Here is an 18,757-nt window from a genome sequence, read left to right on the forward strand (position 1 = left end):
GCGAGGAAATGAGATAAGGTGAACAAAACCGCCTGTTCGGAATGTTTTATTTGCATGTTTTTTTGCACTATTCTACATAAGTTTTAACTATGTATTGTGATAACTCTCATAAAAACAATTCTTATCAAATTCATAAAAACTTTGAATTGCCTGCACTGTATGACGGTGATAAAATATATAGAACTAATAAATCTTACGTGTCAGGTAAATGTTACCCCTTGCCGCTTTTGCACAATACTGCATCACCTCAAGACAGTGTGTCCACTGCAGGAGAGGATTGATGTCCAACCTTTATGATTTCTGTTATTGATCAGCAGCATTTTATTCTATACAAAGAAAGGTTGCATCTTATGAAACATACTGATTTTCCCCAGAAACAGGGCCTCTATGATCCGCAGTTTGAAAAAGATGCTTGCGGTATGGGTTTTGTTGCCCATATCAAGGGTAAGCCATCCCATGAAATCGTTAGCAGCGCGCTGACCATGCTTGCCAATATGGAGCATCGCGGCGGACAGGGCAGCGAGCCGAACTCCGGTGACGGCGCTGGGATTATGTTGCAAATTCCTCACACCTTCTTCTCCGCCGAAGCCGCGAAACTGGGCTTTGAGCTTCCGGAAGCCGGGCATTACGGTGCCGGCATGCTGTTCCTATCCCATGATCCTGCTGTCCGCTTGGCCCATGAGGACCAGTTGGCTTCGATTATTGCTGAAGAAGGTCAAACCCTGCTTGGATTCCGTGATGTACCAACCCATGATGAAATGCTGGGTAAATCCGCAAAAGCGGCAAAGCCGTATGTCCGCCAAGTGTTCATCGGACGCAGCGCCGACATTCAGGATGATCTCTCGTTCGAGCGCAAGCTGTATGTCATCCGCCGCCGTGCCGAGCTGGCGATCCGTTACAGCGGCAAGCCCGAAGGAGACAGCTTCTATGTATCCAGCCTGTCCTGCCGGAAAATCGTATATAAGGGCATGTTAACGACGGAGCAGGTAGGGGAATTTTACTTGGACCTGCAGGAACAGGGATTGGAATCCGCTATCGCGCTAATTCACTCCCGTTTCAGTACGAACACGTTCCCAAGCTGGGAACGCGCGCATCCGTACCGCTTCATGATCCACAACGGCGAGATCAACACGCTGCGCGGAAATGTAAACTGGATGCACGCCCGTCAATCGCTGTTCGAGCATGAACTGTTCGGAAGCGATCTGGAGAAGGTGAAACCTGTCATCAACCCGGATGGTTCCGATACCGGTATGTTCGATAATACATTTGAGTTCCTGTATCTCAGCGGTCGTTCCCTGCCGCATGTGGCCATGATGATGGTCCCTGAGCCGTGGAGCAACCATGAGAGCATGGATAAGAGCAAAAAAGCATTCTATGAATACCACAGCACGCTGATGGAGCCATGGGACGGCCCGGCTGCGATGGCGTTCACGGACGGTGTTCAGATCGGGGCTACCCTGGACCGGAACGGACTGCGTCCATCCCGTTATTATGTAACGAAGGATGATCTGATCATTCTGTCCTCCGAAGCGGGCGTTCTGGATATTCCGCCGGAAAACGTGCTGTACAAGGACCGCTTGCGTCCTGGCCGGATGCTGCTCGTTGACACGAAGGAAGGCCGGATCATCTCTGACGAAGAAGTCAAAGCAAGCATCGCCGCGGAACTTCCATACTCTGAATGGCTGGATGAGCATCTGGTAGAGCTTCATGATCTCCCTGACGCGCCGGAACTACCGGATCCGAAGCATGAAAATGTACGTCAACTGCAGCAAGCCTTCGGGTATACGTATGAGGAGCTGCGCAAAGTCATCGAGCCGATGGCGATTACGGGTGCGGAAGCTGTCGCATCCATGGGATACGATGCACCGCTTGCGGTGTTATCCGACCGTCCGCAGCGGCTGTTCAACTACTTCAAGCAGATGTTCGCCCAGGTGACGAACCCGCCGATTGATGCGATTCGAGAAGAACTGGTGACTTCAACGGCAACAACGATCGGTCCGGAGCGCAATCTGCTGAAGCCGGAGCCGGAAAGCTGCCGTCATATCCGTCTGGACTCGCCGGTGCTCTCTAATGAAGATTTTGCGAAGCTGCGCCACGTTCGTCGTCCCGGCTTCAAATCCATGACCATTCCGATCTTCTTCCCGGCAGCCGAAGGTGCACAAGGGCTTCGCCAGGCGATCGATACCCTCTGCGAGGCGGCGGACCGGGTTATTGCCAAGGGCCATAACATCTTGATCTTGTCGGACCGCGGCGTGGATAAAGACAATGCTGCGATTCCATCGCTGCTTGCCGTATCATCTCTCCATCATCACCTGATCCGTCAGGGAACCCGAACCAAGGTGGCAATTCTGCTTGAATCCGGGGAGCCTCGCGAAGTGCATCATTACGCCTTGCTGCTTGGTTACGGCGTGAGCGCGGTCAATCCGTATCTGGCGTTCGAAACACTAGATGACATGATTTCCGAGGGGATGCTTCGCGGGATCTCGCATGAGAAAGCCGTGAAAAATTACATTAAAGCGGCAAGCAAGAGCGTCGTCAAAGTTTTATCGAAAATGGGGATCTCCACGATCCAATCTTATCGCGGGGCCCAAATCTTTGAGGCTGTCGGCCTCAAAGAAGATTTCGTAGAAAGCTATTTCACACGGACACCATCCCGTATCGGAGGTATCGGTCTCGAAGAAGTGGCCGAGGAAACCCTGGCCCATCACGAGCGTGCCTTTACCGAGAAGGATGGGAACGATAAAGCGCTGGATTCAGCCGGTGAATATCAATGGAGAGCTGACGGGGAAGAGCATTTGTTCAACCCGAGAACCATCCATTTGCTGCAGCAGGCTGTCCGCACCAATGACTATGCAACTTACAAGAAATACGCAGAGCTTGTGAAAGGCGAGAATGAGCAGCACCTTACGCTGCGCTCACTGCTCGAAATCAAGCCGGTCGGCGAACCGATACCACTGGATGAGGTTGAATCCGTAGAATCCATCATGCGCCGATTCAAAACGGGCGCAATGTCATTCGGCTCGATCAGCAAGGAAGCGCATGAGAGCCTAGCGATCGGGATGAACCGCATCGGAGGCAAGAGCAATACAGGCGAAGGCGGAGAGGATCCGGCCCGTTTCATCCCGGATGCTAATGGCGATTCCCGCCGCAGCGCCATCAAACAGGTGGCTTCGGGACGTTTCGGCGTAACCTCCAACTACCTGGTGAATGCGGACGAAATCCAGATTAAGATGGCCCAGGGCGCGAAGCCGGGCGAAGGCGGACAGCTGCCGGGCCGTAAAGTATATCCTTGGGTAGCTGAGGTTCGCGGTTCGACGCCGGGTGTTGGCCTGATCTCGCCGCCGCCGCATCATGATATCTACTCCATTGAGGATTTGGCAGAGCTTATTTACGACCTGAAGAACTCCAACCCGCGTGCGGATATCAACGTGAAGCTCGTATCCGAGGTGGGAGTGGGTACGATCGCTGCGGGTGTTGCGAAGGGCCGGGCGGATATCATTCTGGTCAGTGGTTACGATGGCGGTACGGGTGCTTCGCCGCAAGGCTCGATCCGTCATGCGGGTATGCCTTGGGAGCTTGGCCTTGCCGAGACCCATCAGACGCTTATCATGAACAATCTGCGTGACCGCGTTGTGCTCGAGACAGATGGCAAAATGCTGAACGGACGCGACTTGGTGGTAGCGGCTCTGCTTGGAGCCGAAGAGTATGGGTTCTCTACTGCACCATTGGTTGCCATCGGATGTATCATGATGCGTGTCTGCCAAATGGACACCTGTCCGGTTGGCGTAGCCACTCAGAATCCGGAGCTGCGTAAGAACTTTACAGGAGATCCGGAGCATGTTGCCAACTTTATGCGATTTGTCGCTCAAGACATGCGCGAGCTGATGGCAGAGCTTGGTTTCCGCAACGTTAATGAGATGATTGGACGTACCGACTGCTTGGATGCCGTCAAAGCGGATCATCACTGGAAGAAGAAAGGCGTGGATATTTCCGCATTGCTGTATACGCCGGAGCTTCCCGAAGGCAGCACTCGCTATCGTACGCAAAGACAGAATCATGGCCTGGAAGAAACGCTGGATATGCGTTCACTGCTCGCCAGCGCTGCGCCTGCATTGGAATCGGGAGCAGCGGTGGAAGGTACCTTCCCAATCACAAACGTGGATCGTGCAGTGGGTACCATTCTGGGCAGTGAAGTCACCCGCAAATACGGTGCTGCCGGACTGCCGGAAGACACGATTCAATTTAACTTCGTGGGTTCCGCAGGCCAGAGCTTTGGTGCCTTTGTGCCGAAAGGGATGACGCTGACGGTTGAAGGGGATGCGAATGACTATATCGGTAAAGGTCTTTCCGGCGGCAAGCTGATCGTGAAGCCTTCACGGAAAGCAACCTTCAAAGCGGAGGAGAACATCATTGCCGGTAATACCGCGTTCTATGGTGCTACAGGCGGTGAAGCCTATGTAAGAGGCATTGCCGGCGAGCGCTTTGCCGTTCGTAACTCGGGTGCGAGCATTGTCGTTGAAGGTGTCGGCGATCATGGCTGTGAATATATGACCGGCGGCCGGGTAGTCGTTCTCGGGGAAACTGGACGCAACTTCGCAGCCGGGATGTCCGGTGGTGTAGCCTATGTCTATGATCCTGAAGGAACTTTTATGGATCGCTGTAATCTGGAGATGGTGCTCCTTGAGCGCGTGGAGGATGCAGCAGAAGCGGAAGAACTCCGTCATCTTGTCCAGCAGCATGAGCAGTACACCGGCAGTGTGCCGGCACAGCAAATTCTAGGAGACTGGGATCAGGCGCTCAGCCGCTTTGTCCGTATCATTCCGAAGGATTACAAACGTATGCTGCTGCATATCGAAAAGGCTCAAGACCAAGGCCTGGCGGGTGAAGCTGCGCTCCTCGCCGCATTTGAGGCGAATATGAGAGAGCTGGCTCGTACAGGGAACTAGCATCTGTTGTTATGTTAATCAGAAACCACATTGTGTTCTTTAATGAATGCAATGTGGTTTTTTTTCATATATAAAATAAGCTGTGATGAGTGTTATTAAGAAATTTGTGTTTTTCAACAAAATATTCCAAAAGAAAATTCGACAAAATTAGAACCCGAAGCATAGGACAAAGGCTCCACAAGACGACAGCATCATGTGGATTCGTTCGTTATAATATTGGTAAGTAAGTTGTTTAATAGGTTTGTTGCTGTATATATGGTAATTTCAACACGTATTAGCAGCTGGGATGGAGAGGAAATTATAGATAAGCGAGGTAGTTGTGGAAATGAGTGTGGACAAGGAGAGAGGCTCCGGAAGCACCGAGCAGCGGCTTGACCAGCAGAAAACGAACATCGACATCAATAAGCTCATGACTCAATTGGGAATCCATCCTGATAAATGGCTGCAATTGGAGGAACGAAAAGATTAGATATGATCTCATGGTGACAAGAAAATCCCCGACATGTTGGGATAGTCGTATCCTACACGTCGGGGATTTGTAGTTCTTGGGCATGGAGCCGTTATTTCATGGCCCGTTCCATGCGGACAAATGCAATAAATCGCTTGGCTTCATCTTCAGTTAGTTTACGGCCGTCCACTGTAAGGTTAAAGCGTTCCAATAAATCCTCATCGGATAGTTCAAGTCCGTCCACAAACGATCGAACCTCCGCATCAAGCACCGTTTTTTCCTGTGTCGTTCTCCCGATCAGATAATCTATGGATACGTCAAACAGATCTGCCAGGCGGGTCAATGTTTCGAAATCGGGCTTGCGCCGATTTTTTTCATAATGGGATAGTGCAGCACGTGTAATACCGACAGAGGTAGCGAGCTCTTCCTGAGTCCACCCATGCTGTTCACGTAATTCAGATATTCGTTCTCCGTAGTTCACGCATTGATCCCCCTTTCGAATGGCTTGTATCTATAGAAGTTAGTTGAATAGATCTAAAAGTTAAAATTGCCGATTATTATATACATAAAAAGACTACTTTTTATTGACTAGATACAATATGTATCGTATTATAAACATTAATAAGATACATATTGTATCTACAATGTAAAGGTTTGGGTACAGTTAGTATCATTTTATCCATTGCAGAAATGTCCCATACCAAAAAAATTATAATAAGGAGCGGATGGGTTACCTCCAATGTTACGAGAACGGCAACACCAAATTACAGTAAGGATTAGAGTCATGCAGATCGGGGAATTAACCATTCATGGGAAAAGTCATTCCGTTACGCCGCTAGAGCTGCTGCCAAGTGGTCTTGTATTCCTATGTCCTTGGGAAATACCGATTCATTCTAATGTTATATTGGGTTACGAAATTGATGATAATGTGGATCATATTTTGCTTTCGGGCCGCATTGAATCAAGGGGACTCTTTTACGGACGCCAATTGTATCATACGGAATTCCATACAGACGTCGATAAAAAGACGCGTATCGTGGGTATGTTGAACCGAATGATGTTCGGTCACAACGAGTCGAATAAAATGAGTCTCTATAACTGAAACGTAATTCATGGATAGCCTGCAGCGAACAGGTATTCACGATGAATCATTATCATGGTTTATTGATATTCTACTATATTTATGTTGCTTGGTCATTAGTTCTTTTACCTTAAATCCTTGTGCATGATGAGGGATAGATCTAGAATAACGTTGTTTTTTCCTGCGATTAATGAAACTTCATTATATGATTTCATATGTAGATTTTTATTTAATCTTATAATTGGAGTTGTATATCTAGTTCAATGTAATCATGAAACATCCTCGATACATATTTCTGCGAGTTCCCTTTCTCCTGACCCTTATTCACTACGAATTCAATGTATTTATTGATAAGCGAATGATAAAAAAGCGATATAACAAGACTTTCGCTCACCATACCGATGATGAAGGAGATTCTTTAAGTCGTGATTTAACGTCGACCTATAACGGAACGTGATAAGGTCAACGCAATGGAGGGCATCACTGGATGAAAATGACAAGGAAATGGGTCCTGTGGCTGCTGGCTATGCTTATACTGCTGCCTTCAGCTTATCTTCTGTATACGTATCAATCCATTAAAACGACAGCAAATCGGATTTACGAAGAACGGGAGCCTTCGCCAGTTATTCCAACCTTCGTACAGGATCGGACGACCATTCAGGTCGGAGAAAAGAATATGAAGGACGCTGATCCATTTACTGTTCTGGTTTTGGGCGTAGACCAAAGGCCCTACGATCGTGGGCGATCCGACGTCATGATATTAATGGCAGTAAACCCTGCAAAGGGGTCAGTACTGATTTTTAATATTCCACGTGATACTAGAACTGATATTGTAGGACATGGAACGGTGGATAAAATCAACCATGCCTATGCCTTTGGAGGCGTTGAGATGTCGGTCAGCAGCGTCGAGAATTTTTTGCAATTCCCTATCGATTACTACATTAAAGTGGACATGGAGGGATTCTCCAGCATTGTGGATTCATTGGGTGGAGTCACCGTAAATAACCATATGCGGTTCGAATATGCTGGCTATGACTTTGATCAGGGGAAGCTGAACTTAAACGGTGATGAAGCACTGGCATTCTCGCGTATGCGGTTTGAAGATCCTAAGGGAGACTTAGGTAGAAATGCAAGGCAACGGGAGGTTCTGAAAGGGATCTTAAATAAGTTAATAAGGATTTCGACTGTCTTTAAACTCGAATCCCTTCTGGACAACATTGGAAACAGTGTCAAAACGGATATTTCGTTTGAAGAGATGAAGATGTTTGTAACAGAGTACCGTCAAAAACTAAACAAGCTGGAGCAGGTTGAAATTGCTGGCCACGGTCAAAAAATGAATGGAATTTGGTATTATATCGTCGCTGATCAAGAAAGAGAAAAGATAACGTCTACTTTAAGAGCGTATATGGAATGACTCGTAACACAAAACCCCCTTTTTGAGTAGAGGGGGTTTTGTGTGTGAAGTAGAATAACGAAGCTTTCGGTTATTTTGATTATATTGGAGTGGGGGGACTAAACAGACTATCTTCCAATGATTTGATCAATCGTGGTTTGAAATACGTCCGCTAATCTTGTTAGCGTTTCCAGATTTGGTTCTCTGCGGTCCTTTTCATAATGTGATAAAGAAGCCCGACTGATACCAATAAGCTCGGATAGCTCTTCTTGGGTCCAACCTTTTTGCTCCCGCAATTTTGCAATGCGAGATCCATATGACATCCATACTCACCTCTCTACAAGTTCCATTTAATTTAGAGCAAACATACATAACATAAAACATCTAATATGATACAAAATGTATCCTAAATTCCGTTGATCGTCAATACATATTGTAGCAATTATTAAAAAATTAGAAAAAAATGTATCCTTCTTCATCACTCCGTTTTAAGGATATTTCGGATTCTGTAGTCTCATCGGGAGTTGATTTATTTACGTTTGACAAAGAGTAACAATTTATATAGAATTTTTGTAGTGGATACATTTTGTATCATCCTGTACATAGAATAGAAGCATCAATCCCGGAGAGGAGATGACGGGATGAAAGAAGTGATGATGTATTGCGTCAGTTGCTGTCGGATGCTTCCCATTGCCCAAAGCCACAGCTTGTATAAAACCGGCTTCTATAAGCATAATGTTCCGGCGGGGGTCTGCAAGGAGTGTCAATCGGCTTTGTTGGTGCATCGCAAGTAGACGGCTCCATTAAAAAGCAGTATAGGGGTCATGCATTTCAACAATTTTGTCCTTTGCTCTAGTATTGTATAATTGTGGAGATTGACATGATACAAGGGCAAAGGAGAATAGATTACATGAAGCAGGAACCGCTGGTAAGACTGCTCGGGGTTACGAAGAAAATCTCGTCCAAGGTTTTGGTAGATCATGTGACTTTAGATATCCCACCTGGACAAATCTTCGGGTTTCTTGGGCCGAACGGGGCAGGCAAGACAACGACCATTCGCATGATGGTCGGGCTGATGTCCATCACCCAGGGGGATATTACCATCGGGGGTTACAGCATACGGAAGAATTATGAACAGGCAGCCGCGCAGATTGGGGCGATCGTCGAGAACCCTGAAATGTATAAATTTTTATCTGGATATAACAATCTGAAGCACTTTGCGCGCATGATGCAGGGCATTACCAAGGAGCGAATCGATGAGGTAGTGGAACTTGTCGGGCTCGGGAATCGGATTCATGAGAAAGTGCAGACCTATTCGCTGGGGATGCGCCAACGGCTCGGCGTGGCACAGGCACTACTGCATCGACCGAAGCTTCTGATCCTGGACGAGCCTACGAATGGCTTGGACCCGCAGGGCATTCGGGAGCTGCGTGATTATTTGCGCCGATTGACGCAGGAGGAAGGGACGACCGTATTCGTCTCCAGTCATTTGTTGTCTGAAATGGAGCTGATGTGTGATACCGTTGGCATTATACGTCACGGCAAGCTGATTGATATCCGGCAGCTGCGGACGGCCGAGGGAGAGCGGGTGTTTGAAGAGACGGCTTTTACCGTCAATAACGCGGATGCAGCGGCAGTACTGCTCCAAGAATTCCAAGTGTCAGCCCACGATCACCGAATCATTGTCCGCGGCGACGAGAACATGATTGCGGATATCAACGCGGTATTGGTCGGGGCGGGCATACGCGTGTATGCCATACAGCCGGTGACCCGGTCGCTAGAGGATCAATTTTTGGAAATGACGGGAGGGGGATCCGTTGTTGAATAACTTTACCCGTCTTGTTGCCAATGAGAATATGAAAATTTACTATCGCGTACGGACATGGGTCATGCTGGGGATTCTTCTATTGTTTAATGCGGCCATGCCTACCATGCTGTACTTTACGAATGCGCCGATGGATGTCTGGACCGTATTTACATGGACGGAGAGTTTCACCATCTACCTAAGTACCATATTCACGGTGATCGTCGCGTCGGACATCGTGGCCGGGGAGTTTGCCGGAGGCACCATCAAATTGCTGCTGATTCGGCCGTGGAGCCGAGGGAAGATTCTGTTGTCCAAATTCACCTCCCTGATCCTATTCGGTCTGCTCTGTGCAGGAATCACGGCCGTGGTGGGGATCGCCATGTCGCTGCTCTTGTTCTCCGGCAACACCGGATTATCGGGTGGATTCGAGGGATCGTCGATGAACAACTCCCTGCTTCTCCTGCTGACGGATACGATCCAGGCACTGGTCATCTCGCTGATTGCGTTTATGCTCTCTACGGTATTTCGTTCTGGCGGTCTGGCGATTGGATTATCGCTGCTGGTCCTGTTCACCAAGGATATTTTCGGTTTTATCTTTAATCCGGAGCGGTTTGAATGGGCGAAGTATTTACTCTTTCTCCACACCGACCTGAGCGGCTATATCCAGTCGCCTGTCGGACCGGGGGGAGTAGGATTAGGTTTTTCCATCACGATTCTGGGTGTTTATTGCTTGTTGTTCATGCTCATCTCTTGGTTGGTCTTTACGAAGAGAGACGTGGCAGCCTAATGATAAGAAAAGAGCTCCTTCTGTCCGTGTGAATCACAGGGATGGGAAGGGGCTCTTTCATTATATCGGCTGAAAGAACTGGCCGATCGATATAAAACTGCCGGGTTCGGGTGGTCGCCGTCCATATGCTGGGTTAACCTGCTTCCGAGCGCTGGAGCGGCAGTGTGGTGTCCGTTGACTCCGCAGTTTCTTGACTGGAGGTTTGATGCTCCATTCGGCTAGCTCCATTTAGGAGTCCGCCTTCCATAACGATTAGGGAAGCGGCGTAAACATCCCCATACATTTGCCCGGTAGGCGTAATAGTCAGTTTGTTTTCCGCCGTCACATCGCCGTACACCTTGCCGGCGACGATGACTTCCCGAGCGGAAATATTGGAGCGGGCAATCGCTTCTTCGCCGATGGTGACACAGCCTTGGCTTTCAATGGAGCCGTTAAAGCGGCCGTCAATCCGCAGGTTTTCCTCGCATTGCAGCACGCCCTCAACTTCGCTTCCTGGTCCAATTAGCGTATCCGTTCGCTGGGAAGCCCGTTTGTTCTTGTTTTTCTTTTTCATATTACATTCCTCCTCATCATGAATGGATGGTGTTTACTGCAGATAAGGCAACGGGTCAATCGTCTGGTTGTTTTTGACGACCTGAAAATGAAGATGAGGGCCTGTGCTTCGCCCGGAGGATCCCAGCTTGCCAATGGCTTCACCTTGATCGACATGATCGCCTACCGACACGTCCAGACTGTCCAGATGCATGTACCAGGTCTCCAGACCATTCGGATGTTTGACCACGATATAAAGCCCCCGGGCTCCGCTGCGTTCCGCTGCCGTCACCTCACCGGCACCTGCAGCATAGATGGGATCCCCGGTTTTACCGGCAATATCGATGCCGGCATGATAGGCCGAACGCCCGGTAAAAGGATCGCTCCGATAACCGAAATTCGATGTCAGCCGTTTAGAGGTGGTTGGCCATAGAGAGGGCGTGCCTTCACGTTTCTCTTGGGTCTCCTGGGCTTGATCCAGCGTGCGCGGAATATGACGCTCCATGCGTGAAATCAACTGCTGAATCTCCTCGAAATCATCATGGGTCTCCCTTGCGAGACTTAACATTTCATTCTCATGAACGGCAATGAATTCCCCTCCGACATGCTGCTTATCCTCCGCTGTGATGGAGGAGGTCTGTCCTGACAAGCTGCCGTGCTTCTGAATAAACTGCTGAAGCTCCTGCTCCAGCTGCTGAACGCGCTCCATCTGGACCTTCGTTTGCTCTGCTTCACCCGACAGCTGAATGATAGCTTTGTTTAGGCGTTCTATGGCTTCATCCTTGTCGGTAACTGTCACTTCCATCTTTAAAGCTTCCAGGCTTTTCAGCATCAGCTGCTGCTCCAGTCCCGAGATCGTTTGAGCCGACTGGATTTGCAGGGAAACGATCAGTCCGGCGATGGACAAAATAGCGGCCGCGGGCACCGCTATCATGAGAGGCTTGGACAGATGGATCTGTTTGACTGAATGCTGGGCATCCCGAAGCACCAGCAGGGTTAAGCGTTGTTTACGGTGTGTGGTTTTCATGGCATCTCCCTTCCATACATCGTTTGTGGATCATGGTACCCGCTAGACTTGGCCAGCTCCTTATCTAGTATGTATTCTATTCTTTCGAAGAACATGTCAAAAATTATTAGATAAGAGAACTTATTCAGTATGGTGCGTCATTGGGTAATTGAATAAATACATATGAAATTGGTCAATGATGTAGTGTAGTTATTCGGTTCAAAATACCACTATTCTTCATGGTGAGGAGGCTGCCGGTATGGTGTGGCTTCTGGTTGCACTTATTATTTTTATTTTGCAGATGGTTGCAGTGCTGCTGCTGGAATTTCGGAATCCGTCCAAGGCCGTGGCCTGGCTGTTTATTTTATTTTGCCTCCCATTGATCGGGTTTGTACTCTATTTCTTTGTGGCGAGGGACTATCAGAAGCGGTTGAAGATTCGCAAGCGGGGCTCCAGACTGTTTCAGGAGCTCAGGGGGCACCTCTGGGATCGGGCCGCTGTTGTCCGGCACAAGGAAGGTATGAACAATGCCGGATTTCATCATAATGACCGTTTGTTCAATCTGCTCAATCACTTGTCGGAGAGTCCGATCACGGGGTGTAATCAGAGCCGCGTGTTGACGGACGGGGAAGAGACTTATGCTGCTATGTTGAGCGCTATGGAACAGGCCAAACACCACATCCATGTGGAGTTCTATATCTTTCGTCATGACCGGATCGGCACGAAGTTTCAGGATATCATGATTCGAAAGGCGCAAGAAGGCGTGAAGGTACGCCTGGTTTGTGACGGGCTGGGCAGTTATAAACTTAAGAAAACGTTCATTCAGCGGTTCAAGGAATCGGGAGTGGAGTTCTATTTCTTCCTGCCCGCCATGGTTTCGATGTTCAGCCGCAGAATCAATTACCGGAATCACCGTAAAATCGTCGTGGTGGACGGCATCATCGGTTTTCTTGGCGGGATTAACGTCGGGGACGACTATCTGGGCGAATACCCGAAAATGGGCTACTGGCGCGATACGCATCTGGAAGTAAAGGGAGATGCGGTGTACTTCCTGCAAAATGTGTTTCTGCACGATTGGAAGCTTGCATCCGGAGAACGCATCGCGGATTTCGGGCTGTTCCCGAAGCATCAATGCACGGGGGATGAGCAAGTGCAAATATTGAGCAGCGGACCGGATCTGAACTGGAATGCCATCCAGGAGATGTGCTTCGGGGCGATTTCCGTGGCCAAAGAACGGATATGGATCACAACGCCGTATTTCATTCCCGATGAAGGGATATATGAGGCGCTGAAGACGGCAGCGGTGAGCGGTGTGGATGTACGGATCATTATTCCGGATCGTGCCGATTCCCGTTTTGTGAAAATGGCGAGCTTGTCCTACGTGGAAGAACTGCTGGCAGCGGGAGTTACCTTCTACGAGTATGAAAAAGGGTTCATCCATGCCAAGGTGCTCATTGTGGACGAGCTTCTCGGCTCGGTCGGTACGGCGAATATGGATATGCGGAGTTTCTTCTGTAATTTCGAGCTGACAGCCGTACTGTTTGATCAGGCCCCGATAGAACGGTTGGTTTCGGATTTTAAGGAGGATCTCAAACAGAGCCGACTGATTGACGCGGAGGTATTTCGTCAGCGCGGAAGATGGCAGAGAGCAGCCGAAATTTTATGCAGGATGCTGTCACCCTTATTATAAAAGGAATAACTTACATGAGATGTGGGAATGACGGAAATCCGAGTAAAAAGCAGGATAAACTGCGAAAAGACTATGTCCAGCTTTTGTTTATATGATAGAATATTTATAAGGGTTTCACTTATAAATATAAATTAGCTTAGCTTTCATAAGTTGAACGGGGGAGATTTATGTCAAGTGATGTGAAGATTCTTGCGCCAGTGAAAGCGGAGCAGCAGAAGCCGGAGAATCCCAAGGCAGGCTCAACCACCTTGAAGCTTCTCCGTCGTCTGGTGTTCTTAACTTTCGGTGCGGTACTGATGGCAGTAGGGCTGGAGATCTTTCTGGTACCCAACAAAATTATTGACGGGGGCATTACCGGCGTATCCATTATGGTTTCCCATATCACCAATGTTCCGCTAGGTATATTCCTGACATTGTTCAACCTTCCGTTTTTGTTTATGGGGTATAAACAAATCGGGAAAACCTTTGCATTATCCACGCTGTTCGCCGTAGTGATCATGTCCATTGGAACTTATTTTCTGCATCCCGTCGATCCGATCACTATCGATCCGCTGCTTGCGGCCGTGTTCGGCGGCGTTCTGCTTGGTATCGGGGTTGGTCTTGTTATCCGGTCCGGCGGCTCCTTGGACGGAACGGAAATCGTAGCCATTCTGATCAACAAGAAGACACCGTTCTCCGTCGGCGAAATCGTGATGTTCATTAACGTATTTATTCTTGGCAGCGCAGGATTTATTTTCGGTTGGGATCATGCCATGTACTCGTTGATTGCTTATTACCTGGCGTTTAAACTGATTGACATTACAATCGAAGGCATTGATCAATCCAAATCGGTTTGGATTATCAGTGATAAGCATAAGGAGATCGGTGATGCGTTGACCCAACGTTTGGGACGCGGCGTAACCTATCTGGATGGTGAGGGCGCTTATTCCGGGGACAGCAAGAAGGTTATCTTTGTTGTCATTACCCGTCTGGAAGAAGCGAAACTCAAATCGATCGTGGAAGATTGGGACTCCCAGGCTTTTGTCGCCATCGGGAACATCCATGATGTGAAGGGCGGCCGCTTTAAGAAGAAAGCCATTCACTAATAACCATGAAGTGTTATGTTCCACCCATGTTGAGAGTTAACACGGGTGGAACATTTTTTTGTTTAAGGGGCATCTGCGTGCAGGCGAAGCGCCTTCTTCTCTCGCCCATATTGACGAATGATTCTTGTCATCGCCTGCACTGCCGCGGATTGACCCACGGCCTGGTTCACGGTTCCGGTGAAATAGAGTCCTGATTCGGGGTGATGGAAGGCAAATGCGCCGGATTGCCCCCAGTGACCGATAAGTCCTCGCCCTAGGCCGAATGGAGAGAGCGGCTGTCTTGAAATGCCGATGCCATAGAAAAAGGGTCCAGGTGCCCATAGAAAATTCCATTGCCTCTGGAGCTCATCCAAATCGCTGATCGGAAACAAATCCCCGTTAAAAAAGGAGCGCAGGAACATCATCGTTTCCCTTGCCGTTGAGACAATGCCGCCTTCCGCTCCGATGGACGCCATGTACAAAGGAAGGTCCAAACGCTTTTTCTTAAAATAGAAAGGAACGGTGCTGGTATCCTCGGGATCATCGAAAAAATACGTTTGTGTCAGATTCAGCTTGTCGAAGATGTACTCCTTGAATACGTTCTGAATGGATTCGCCCTTGATATTCTCGATTATTTGTCCAAGCAGCCTGTAGTTGGTGTCGGAATATTGGGCTTTATTTCTTTGGCCAGGTTTGAATTTGGGCTTTAGCCGTCTGGCTGCATCCAATGTTTTGTCCAGACTCCAAGCCTGATCATGCCCGGCAATGAGATCCGAGAAGACGTCCCCGGAAAAATAGTCCGGGATGCCTGACGTATTGGACATTAACTGTTTGACCGTGATTTCTTCGGTGTAATCCCTGTTCTCCATCATATGGAGTCCCGCCATGATCTCTTTTGAAAGGTACCTGCCGATTGGATCATCGAGCCCAATCCGCTGCTCCGCCCGTAATTTCAAAAGTACAGCTGTCACGTACAATTTGGTCACGCTGGCAATGAAATAGCGGTCCTCGGTCTGCATCTCCCCGCCGCTGCTGACAAGGGAAAGGGATTGCATCTGGTCCTCAACGCATAAAACCGTGCTAAACACATTCCTTTTATTAGCGAGCCGAGCCAAGCATTCATCCAGAAGCGACTGCTCCAGGTATCTTCCCATTCTCCATATACCTCCCACAGATTGTTATTTATCGATGCCTTATACAGCTTCACTTCTCCTGCTGTTTCCGCAAACGAGCGGCACGTATGAAATCTTCAGCGGCTTCGTCCATCATATGGATCATCTTGATGTCATCCATACTCTCCGTGAATAAATCATTGGCTAGCATGACACAGAGACCTGTCTGAAAGGTTTGCATTTTCAATAAAATAGATTGCAGCTCCTGATCAGAAAATCCCGAAAGCTCCGGGTCCTGCTTCATCAACACGATAACCTCACGAATTTGTTCCGGGGTATTCTTCATATGGGGATTGTTCTTCATAATCAAATCCCGGTAGAGTACAGGGTATTCCTTGGCGAACCGGAGACTTGCCATGCCGATATCCCGGAACGGCTGCCCGGATTGCTGCTCTGTAATCAATCCTCTGGCCACCTGGAAGGCCTTTTCGACGACCTGTTGAACCAGTTCTTCAGCATCGTTGAAATTGACATAGATCGGCGCGATGGAGCTGCCCAGACGTTCAGCTACTTTACGAATCGTAATGGACTCGATTCCATCGGTCTTGGCAATGTCAAATGCGGCTAGCACGATATCTTGTTTGGTGAACTTCGTTTTCGGTGCCATGGCTGTCTGCAACTCCTTGGATTAATTATATGTAGAACAATCGATATATATCACATGATATATATTAATTATAAAGCGGAATTGGACCAAGTTCAACATATTATGATGAAGCGTTGCTGGAGGTTAATTTGAAAATCCAGTAAAACCCACTTATAATAAGAACATATGTTTGTTAAAATAATAATAGTTCAAAATACAGTAATAATACAGGATCAGAGGGGAGGAAGAGGAGTGGCTCGTACGTTATATGAACGGGTAACGACCAAACAGACTTTAAACAGAGTAAAGGAAGAGAGGATGCCCTTCGATTGGTCCATTAATCCGTACCGCGGATGCGGGCATGGATGCAGCTTTTGCTATGCCCGCGCTTTTCAATCCTTTATCGGTATGGGGGCGGAAGATGAGTTTCAGCATCATATCTTTATGAAGTCGAATGCAGCCGAAGCGCTGGAGAAGCAGTTATCGAGTGCGGCGAGGAAGTTTGATCATGATATTGAAGCGATGCGCAGATCGATTGGACAGGTTACGATCGGAACGGCAACCGATCCGTATCAGCCGATCGAGGGCAAGGAGGGGATTACGCGGGAGTGCCTGAAGCTGCTCGCTAAATACCGCATCTCCACGAGCATTACAACGCGTTCTCCGCTCGTGCTCAGGGATTTGGACATATTGACCCGGATGGAGAATGTGTCCGTTAACATCAGTCTCAACACGCTGAATGGGGACATCATCCGGAAGCTGGAGCCGGCATCGCCTCATCCGGAGGGCAGGCTCGATACGATCCACCGATTATCGGCTGCAGGCATACGAACGGGCTTGTTTGTGGCGCCTGTGCTGCCCTTTTTGACGGATAAGGAGTCGGAACTGAGGGATCTTTTGTCGCAGGCGAAGGTGAGGGGTGTTTCTTTTGCGATGATCTCGTTACTGAGACTGTCGCGTGACGTGAAGAAATGGTATATCGAAACACTTAAACACCAGTTTCCCGAAGTGGTACAGCCTTACCGCGAGTTATATGGACAGGGCGCATATGCCGAAGAGCATTACGTACGTTCCTTCAAATCGATGGCGGCCAGGCTGCTGAACGAATATGAGCTGAATGGACTGACCACGGGGGCATCTACTGCCATAGTGAGTGAATCCGGGACGATTGCAAGCGGGACTTCTCAAGAGAACGAGACGCAGGAAGGCGCTCGCGATCATCTTCGTTCAGTCCGGGACCTGGCTGCTCCTGCACAGCCAAGGAAGCTGCCTCAACCGGCAGCGCCAGTCTCCGGCAAGGAGCTTATGCCGGATATTGAGCAGTTATCCTTTCCTTTTTGACGATCCCTTTCCTTGGGGCTTCAGATGTCGGATGACGTTCTCTATCGGTTGGGGAGGCAGGCTCTGAAGCAGGTCGCCCTTCTCTTTTAGCCGTTCTTCAATGTTCAGCAGATGAAATTCCGTGGGAGAAACATCCTGACGGACCTCGTCCCAAGTGAGCGGTGTGGAGACGGTCCCAAGCCGCCGGGCCCGCGGGGTATATGGAGCAGCGAGTGTCCTTCCGCTGTAATGCTGAAGATAATCGAAGTAGATCTTATCGCCGCGATTTTTTTTAAGCCGTTCGATGGTGAACAGCTTAGGGAACTTCTCGGTTACATATTGCCCCACGAATTGGCCGACCGTACGAAGTTCATCGAACGTAATGCCTTCCGGAATCGGAACGATGATCTGCACCCCGGTAGCGCCTGAGGTTTTTGGGACGGAGGACAGGCCCAAGGAGCTCAGCACGTCCCCTACAATCGCGGTCGCTTCCATGATCCGTGGCTCCTCCGGCAGCGTAGGATCCAGATCAATCATCCATTCGCAGGGCAGAGTGCTGCCTGCCAGATGCAGGGAAGGGTGAAACTCAAGCGCAGCCAGATTCCCCAGCCAGAGCAGCTCCGGCAGTCCGTTCAACAGCACGTAGTTAATATTTTCGTGGACATAGGTCTGAACAAAAGGCGGCAGCGGCTCCGGCGCATTTTTCTGATAGAAGGATTCGCCTTCGGCCCCGTGCGGATACCGGATGGTCGTGAGCAGCCTTCCCCGGCAGTATCGGAGCAGGAACGGGGAGATGGCCGCAAGCTTTTGCAGATACATCGCTTTGGTAATGCCGACTTCAGGCCATAGTGGTTTGTCGGGATTCGTAATTTGAATCTCCTGTCCCTCGATCGTCAGGGTGCCTTTGACGGTACGAGCCATATTGT

15 protein-coding genes and 1 pseudogene are annotated in these 18,757 nt (G+C 49.0%); 9 read left to right on the plus strand and 7 right to left on the minus strand.

Annotated elements, in window-relative coordinates:
* Nucleotides 1–350 precede the first annotated feature (350 nt).
* A complete protein-coding gene (gene gltB, locus ACETK5_RS00940) occupies nucleotides 351–4,946 on the plus strand; it encodes a glutamate synthase large subunit (protein WP_394054130.1) in 4,596 nt (1,531 codons plus the stop codon).
* A 325-nt stretch (nucleotides 4,947–5,271) separates the two neighbouring features.
* Entirely contained in the window at nucleotides 5,272–5,415 is a 144-nt protein-coding gene (locus ACETK5_RS00945) for a hypothetical protein (RefSeq protein ID WP_164817460.1), read from the plus strand.
* Nucleotides 5,416–5,506: 91 nt separating this feature from the next.
* On the opposite strand, the gene ACETK5_RS00950 is transcribed toward ACETK5_RS00945, so the two are convergent.
* A complete protein-coding gene (locus tag ACETK5_RS00950; RefSeq protein ID WP_076324736.1) occupies nucleotides 5,507–5,875 on the minus strand; it encodes a helix-turn-helix domain-containing protein in 369 nt (122 codons plus the stop codon).
* Between the two features lie 303 nt (nucleotides 5,876–6,178).
* On the opposite strand from ACETK5_RS00950, the gene ACETK5_RS00955 reads away from it, so the two are divergent.
* A complete protein-coding gene (locus ACETK5_RS00955) occupies nucleotides 6,179–6,496 on the plus strand; it encodes a hypothetical protein (RefSeq protein ID WP_326114184.1) in 318 nt (105 codons plus the stop codon).
* A 466-nt stretch (nucleotides 6,497–6,962) separates the two neighbouring features.
* On the plus strand, nucleotides 6,963–7,889 hold the full coding sequence (locus tag ACETK5_RS00960; protein WP_326119965.1) for an LCP family glycopolymer transferase: 927 nt from the start codon (nucleotides 6,963–6,965) through the stop codon (nucleotides 7,887–7,889).
* A gap of 110 nt (nucleotides 7,890–7,999) precedes the next feature.
* Here ACETK5_RS00960 and ACETK5_RS00965 read toward each other — a convergent pair.
* Nucleotides 8,000–8,191: pseudogene (locus ACETK5_RS00965) on the minus strand (helix-turn-helix domain-containing protein); the annotation flags it as partial.
* A gap of 587 nt (nucleotides 8,192–8,778) precedes the next feature.
* Between ACETK5_RS00965 and ACETK5_RS00970 the strand changes: the two are divergent.
* A complete protein-coding gene (locus ACETK5_RS00970) occupies nucleotides 8,779–9,696 on the plus strand; it encodes an ABC transporter ATP-binding protein (protein WP_326114186.1) in 918 nt (305 codons plus the stop codon).
* Nucleotides 9,689–10,462: an ABC transporter permease gene (locus ACETK5_RS00975; RefSeq protein ID WP_394054131.1), complete on the plus strand. Its 774-nt coding sequence runs from the start codon at nucleotides 9,689–9,691 to the stop codon at nucleotides 10,460–10,462. Before ACETK5_RS00970 ends, ACETK5_RS00975 begins: the two co-directional genes overlap by 8 nt.
* Before the next feature lie 133 nt (nucleotides 10,463–10,595).
* Here ACETK5_RS00975 and ACETK5_RS00980 read toward each other — a convergent pair whose 3' ends face one another.
* Together ACETK5_RS00980 and ACETK5_RS00985 are read right to left on the minus strand one after the other, a co-directional pair.
* Entirely contained in the window at nucleotides 10,596–11,015 is a 420-nt protein-coding gene (locus ACETK5_RS00980) for a bactofilin family protein (RefSeq protein ID WP_326114188.1), read from the minus strand.
* A gap of 33 nt (nucleotides 11,016–11,048) precedes the next feature.
* Nucleotides 11,049–12,020 carry a M23 family metallopeptidase gene (locus ACETK5_RS00985; RefSeq protein ID WP_394054132.1) on the minus strand — a complete coding sequence of 324 codons (972 nt, stop codon included), beginning with the start codon at nucleotides 12,018–12,020 and terminating at the stop codon, nucleotides 11,049–11,051.
* A gap of 238 nt (nucleotides 12,021–12,258) precedes the next feature.
* Here ACETK5_RS00985 and cls point away from each other — a divergent pair, with 238 nt between their 5' ends.
* Complete coding sequence (cls, locus tag ACETK5_RS00990) at nucleotides 12,259–13,689, plus strand: cardiolipin synthase (RefSeq protein ID WP_394054133.1); 1,431 nt, start codon at nucleotides 12,259–12,261, stop codon at nucleotides 13,687–13,689.
* Nucleotides 13,690–13,856: 167 nt separating this feature from the next.
* The gene (locus tag ACETK5_RS00995; RefSeq protein WP_100539133.1) at nucleotides 13,857–14,774 is read left to right on the plus strand and encodes a YitT family protein; all 918 of its coding nucleotides are present in this window, start codon (nucleotides 13,857–13,859) and stop codon (nucleotides 14,772–14,774) included.
* Nucleotides 14,775–14,836: 62 nt separating this feature from the next.
* Here ACETK5_RS00995 and ACETK5_RS01000 read toward each other — a convergent pair whose 3' ends face one another.
* Together ACETK5_RS01000 and ACETK5_RS01005 are read right to left on the minus strand one after the other, a co-directional pair.
* Nucleotides 14,837–15,907 carry a serine hydrolase domain-containing protein gene (locus ACETK5_RS01000; RefSeq protein WP_394054134.1) on the minus strand — a complete coding sequence of 357 codons (1,071 nt, stop codon included), beginning with the start codon at nucleotides 15,905–15,907 and terminating at the stop codon, nucleotides 14,837–14,839.
* A 49-nt stretch (nucleotides 15,908–15,956) separates the two neighbouring features.
* On the minus strand, nucleotides 15,957–16,532 hold the full coding sequence (locus ACETK5_RS01005; RefSeq protein ID WP_100539131.1) for a TetR/AcrR family transcriptional regulator: 576 nt from the start codon (nucleotides 16,530–16,532) through the stop codon (nucleotides 15,957–15,959).
* Nucleotides 16,533–16,763: 231 nt separating this feature from the next.
* Between ACETK5_RS01005 and ACETK5_RS01010 the strand changes: the two genes are divergently transcribed.
* Nucleotides 16,764–17,852, plus strand: a complete 1,089-nt coding sequence (locus ACETK5_RS01010; RefSeq protein WP_100539130.1) for an SPL family radical SAM protein — start codon at nucleotides 16,764–16,766, stop codon at nucleotides 17,850–17,852.
* Here the strand turns inward: ACETK5_RS01010 and ligD are convergent.
* Nucleotides 17,835–18,752, minus strand: a complete 918-nt coding sequence (gene ligD, locus ACETK5_RS01015) for a non-homologous end-joining DNA ligase (protein ID WP_326114194.1) — start codon at nucleotides 18,750–18,752, stop codon at nucleotides 17,835–17,837. The genes ACETK5_RS01010 and ligD overlap by 18 nt on opposite strands.
* Nucleotides 18,753–18,757: the final 5 nt, after the last annotated feature.

It is taken from the genome of Paenibacillus ilasis, from assembly GCF_043195395.1.
In the GTDB taxonomy this organism is placed as follows: Bacteria; Bacillota; Bacilli; order Paenibacillales; family Paenibacillaceae; genus Paenibacillus_AQ; species Paenibacillus_AQ lautus.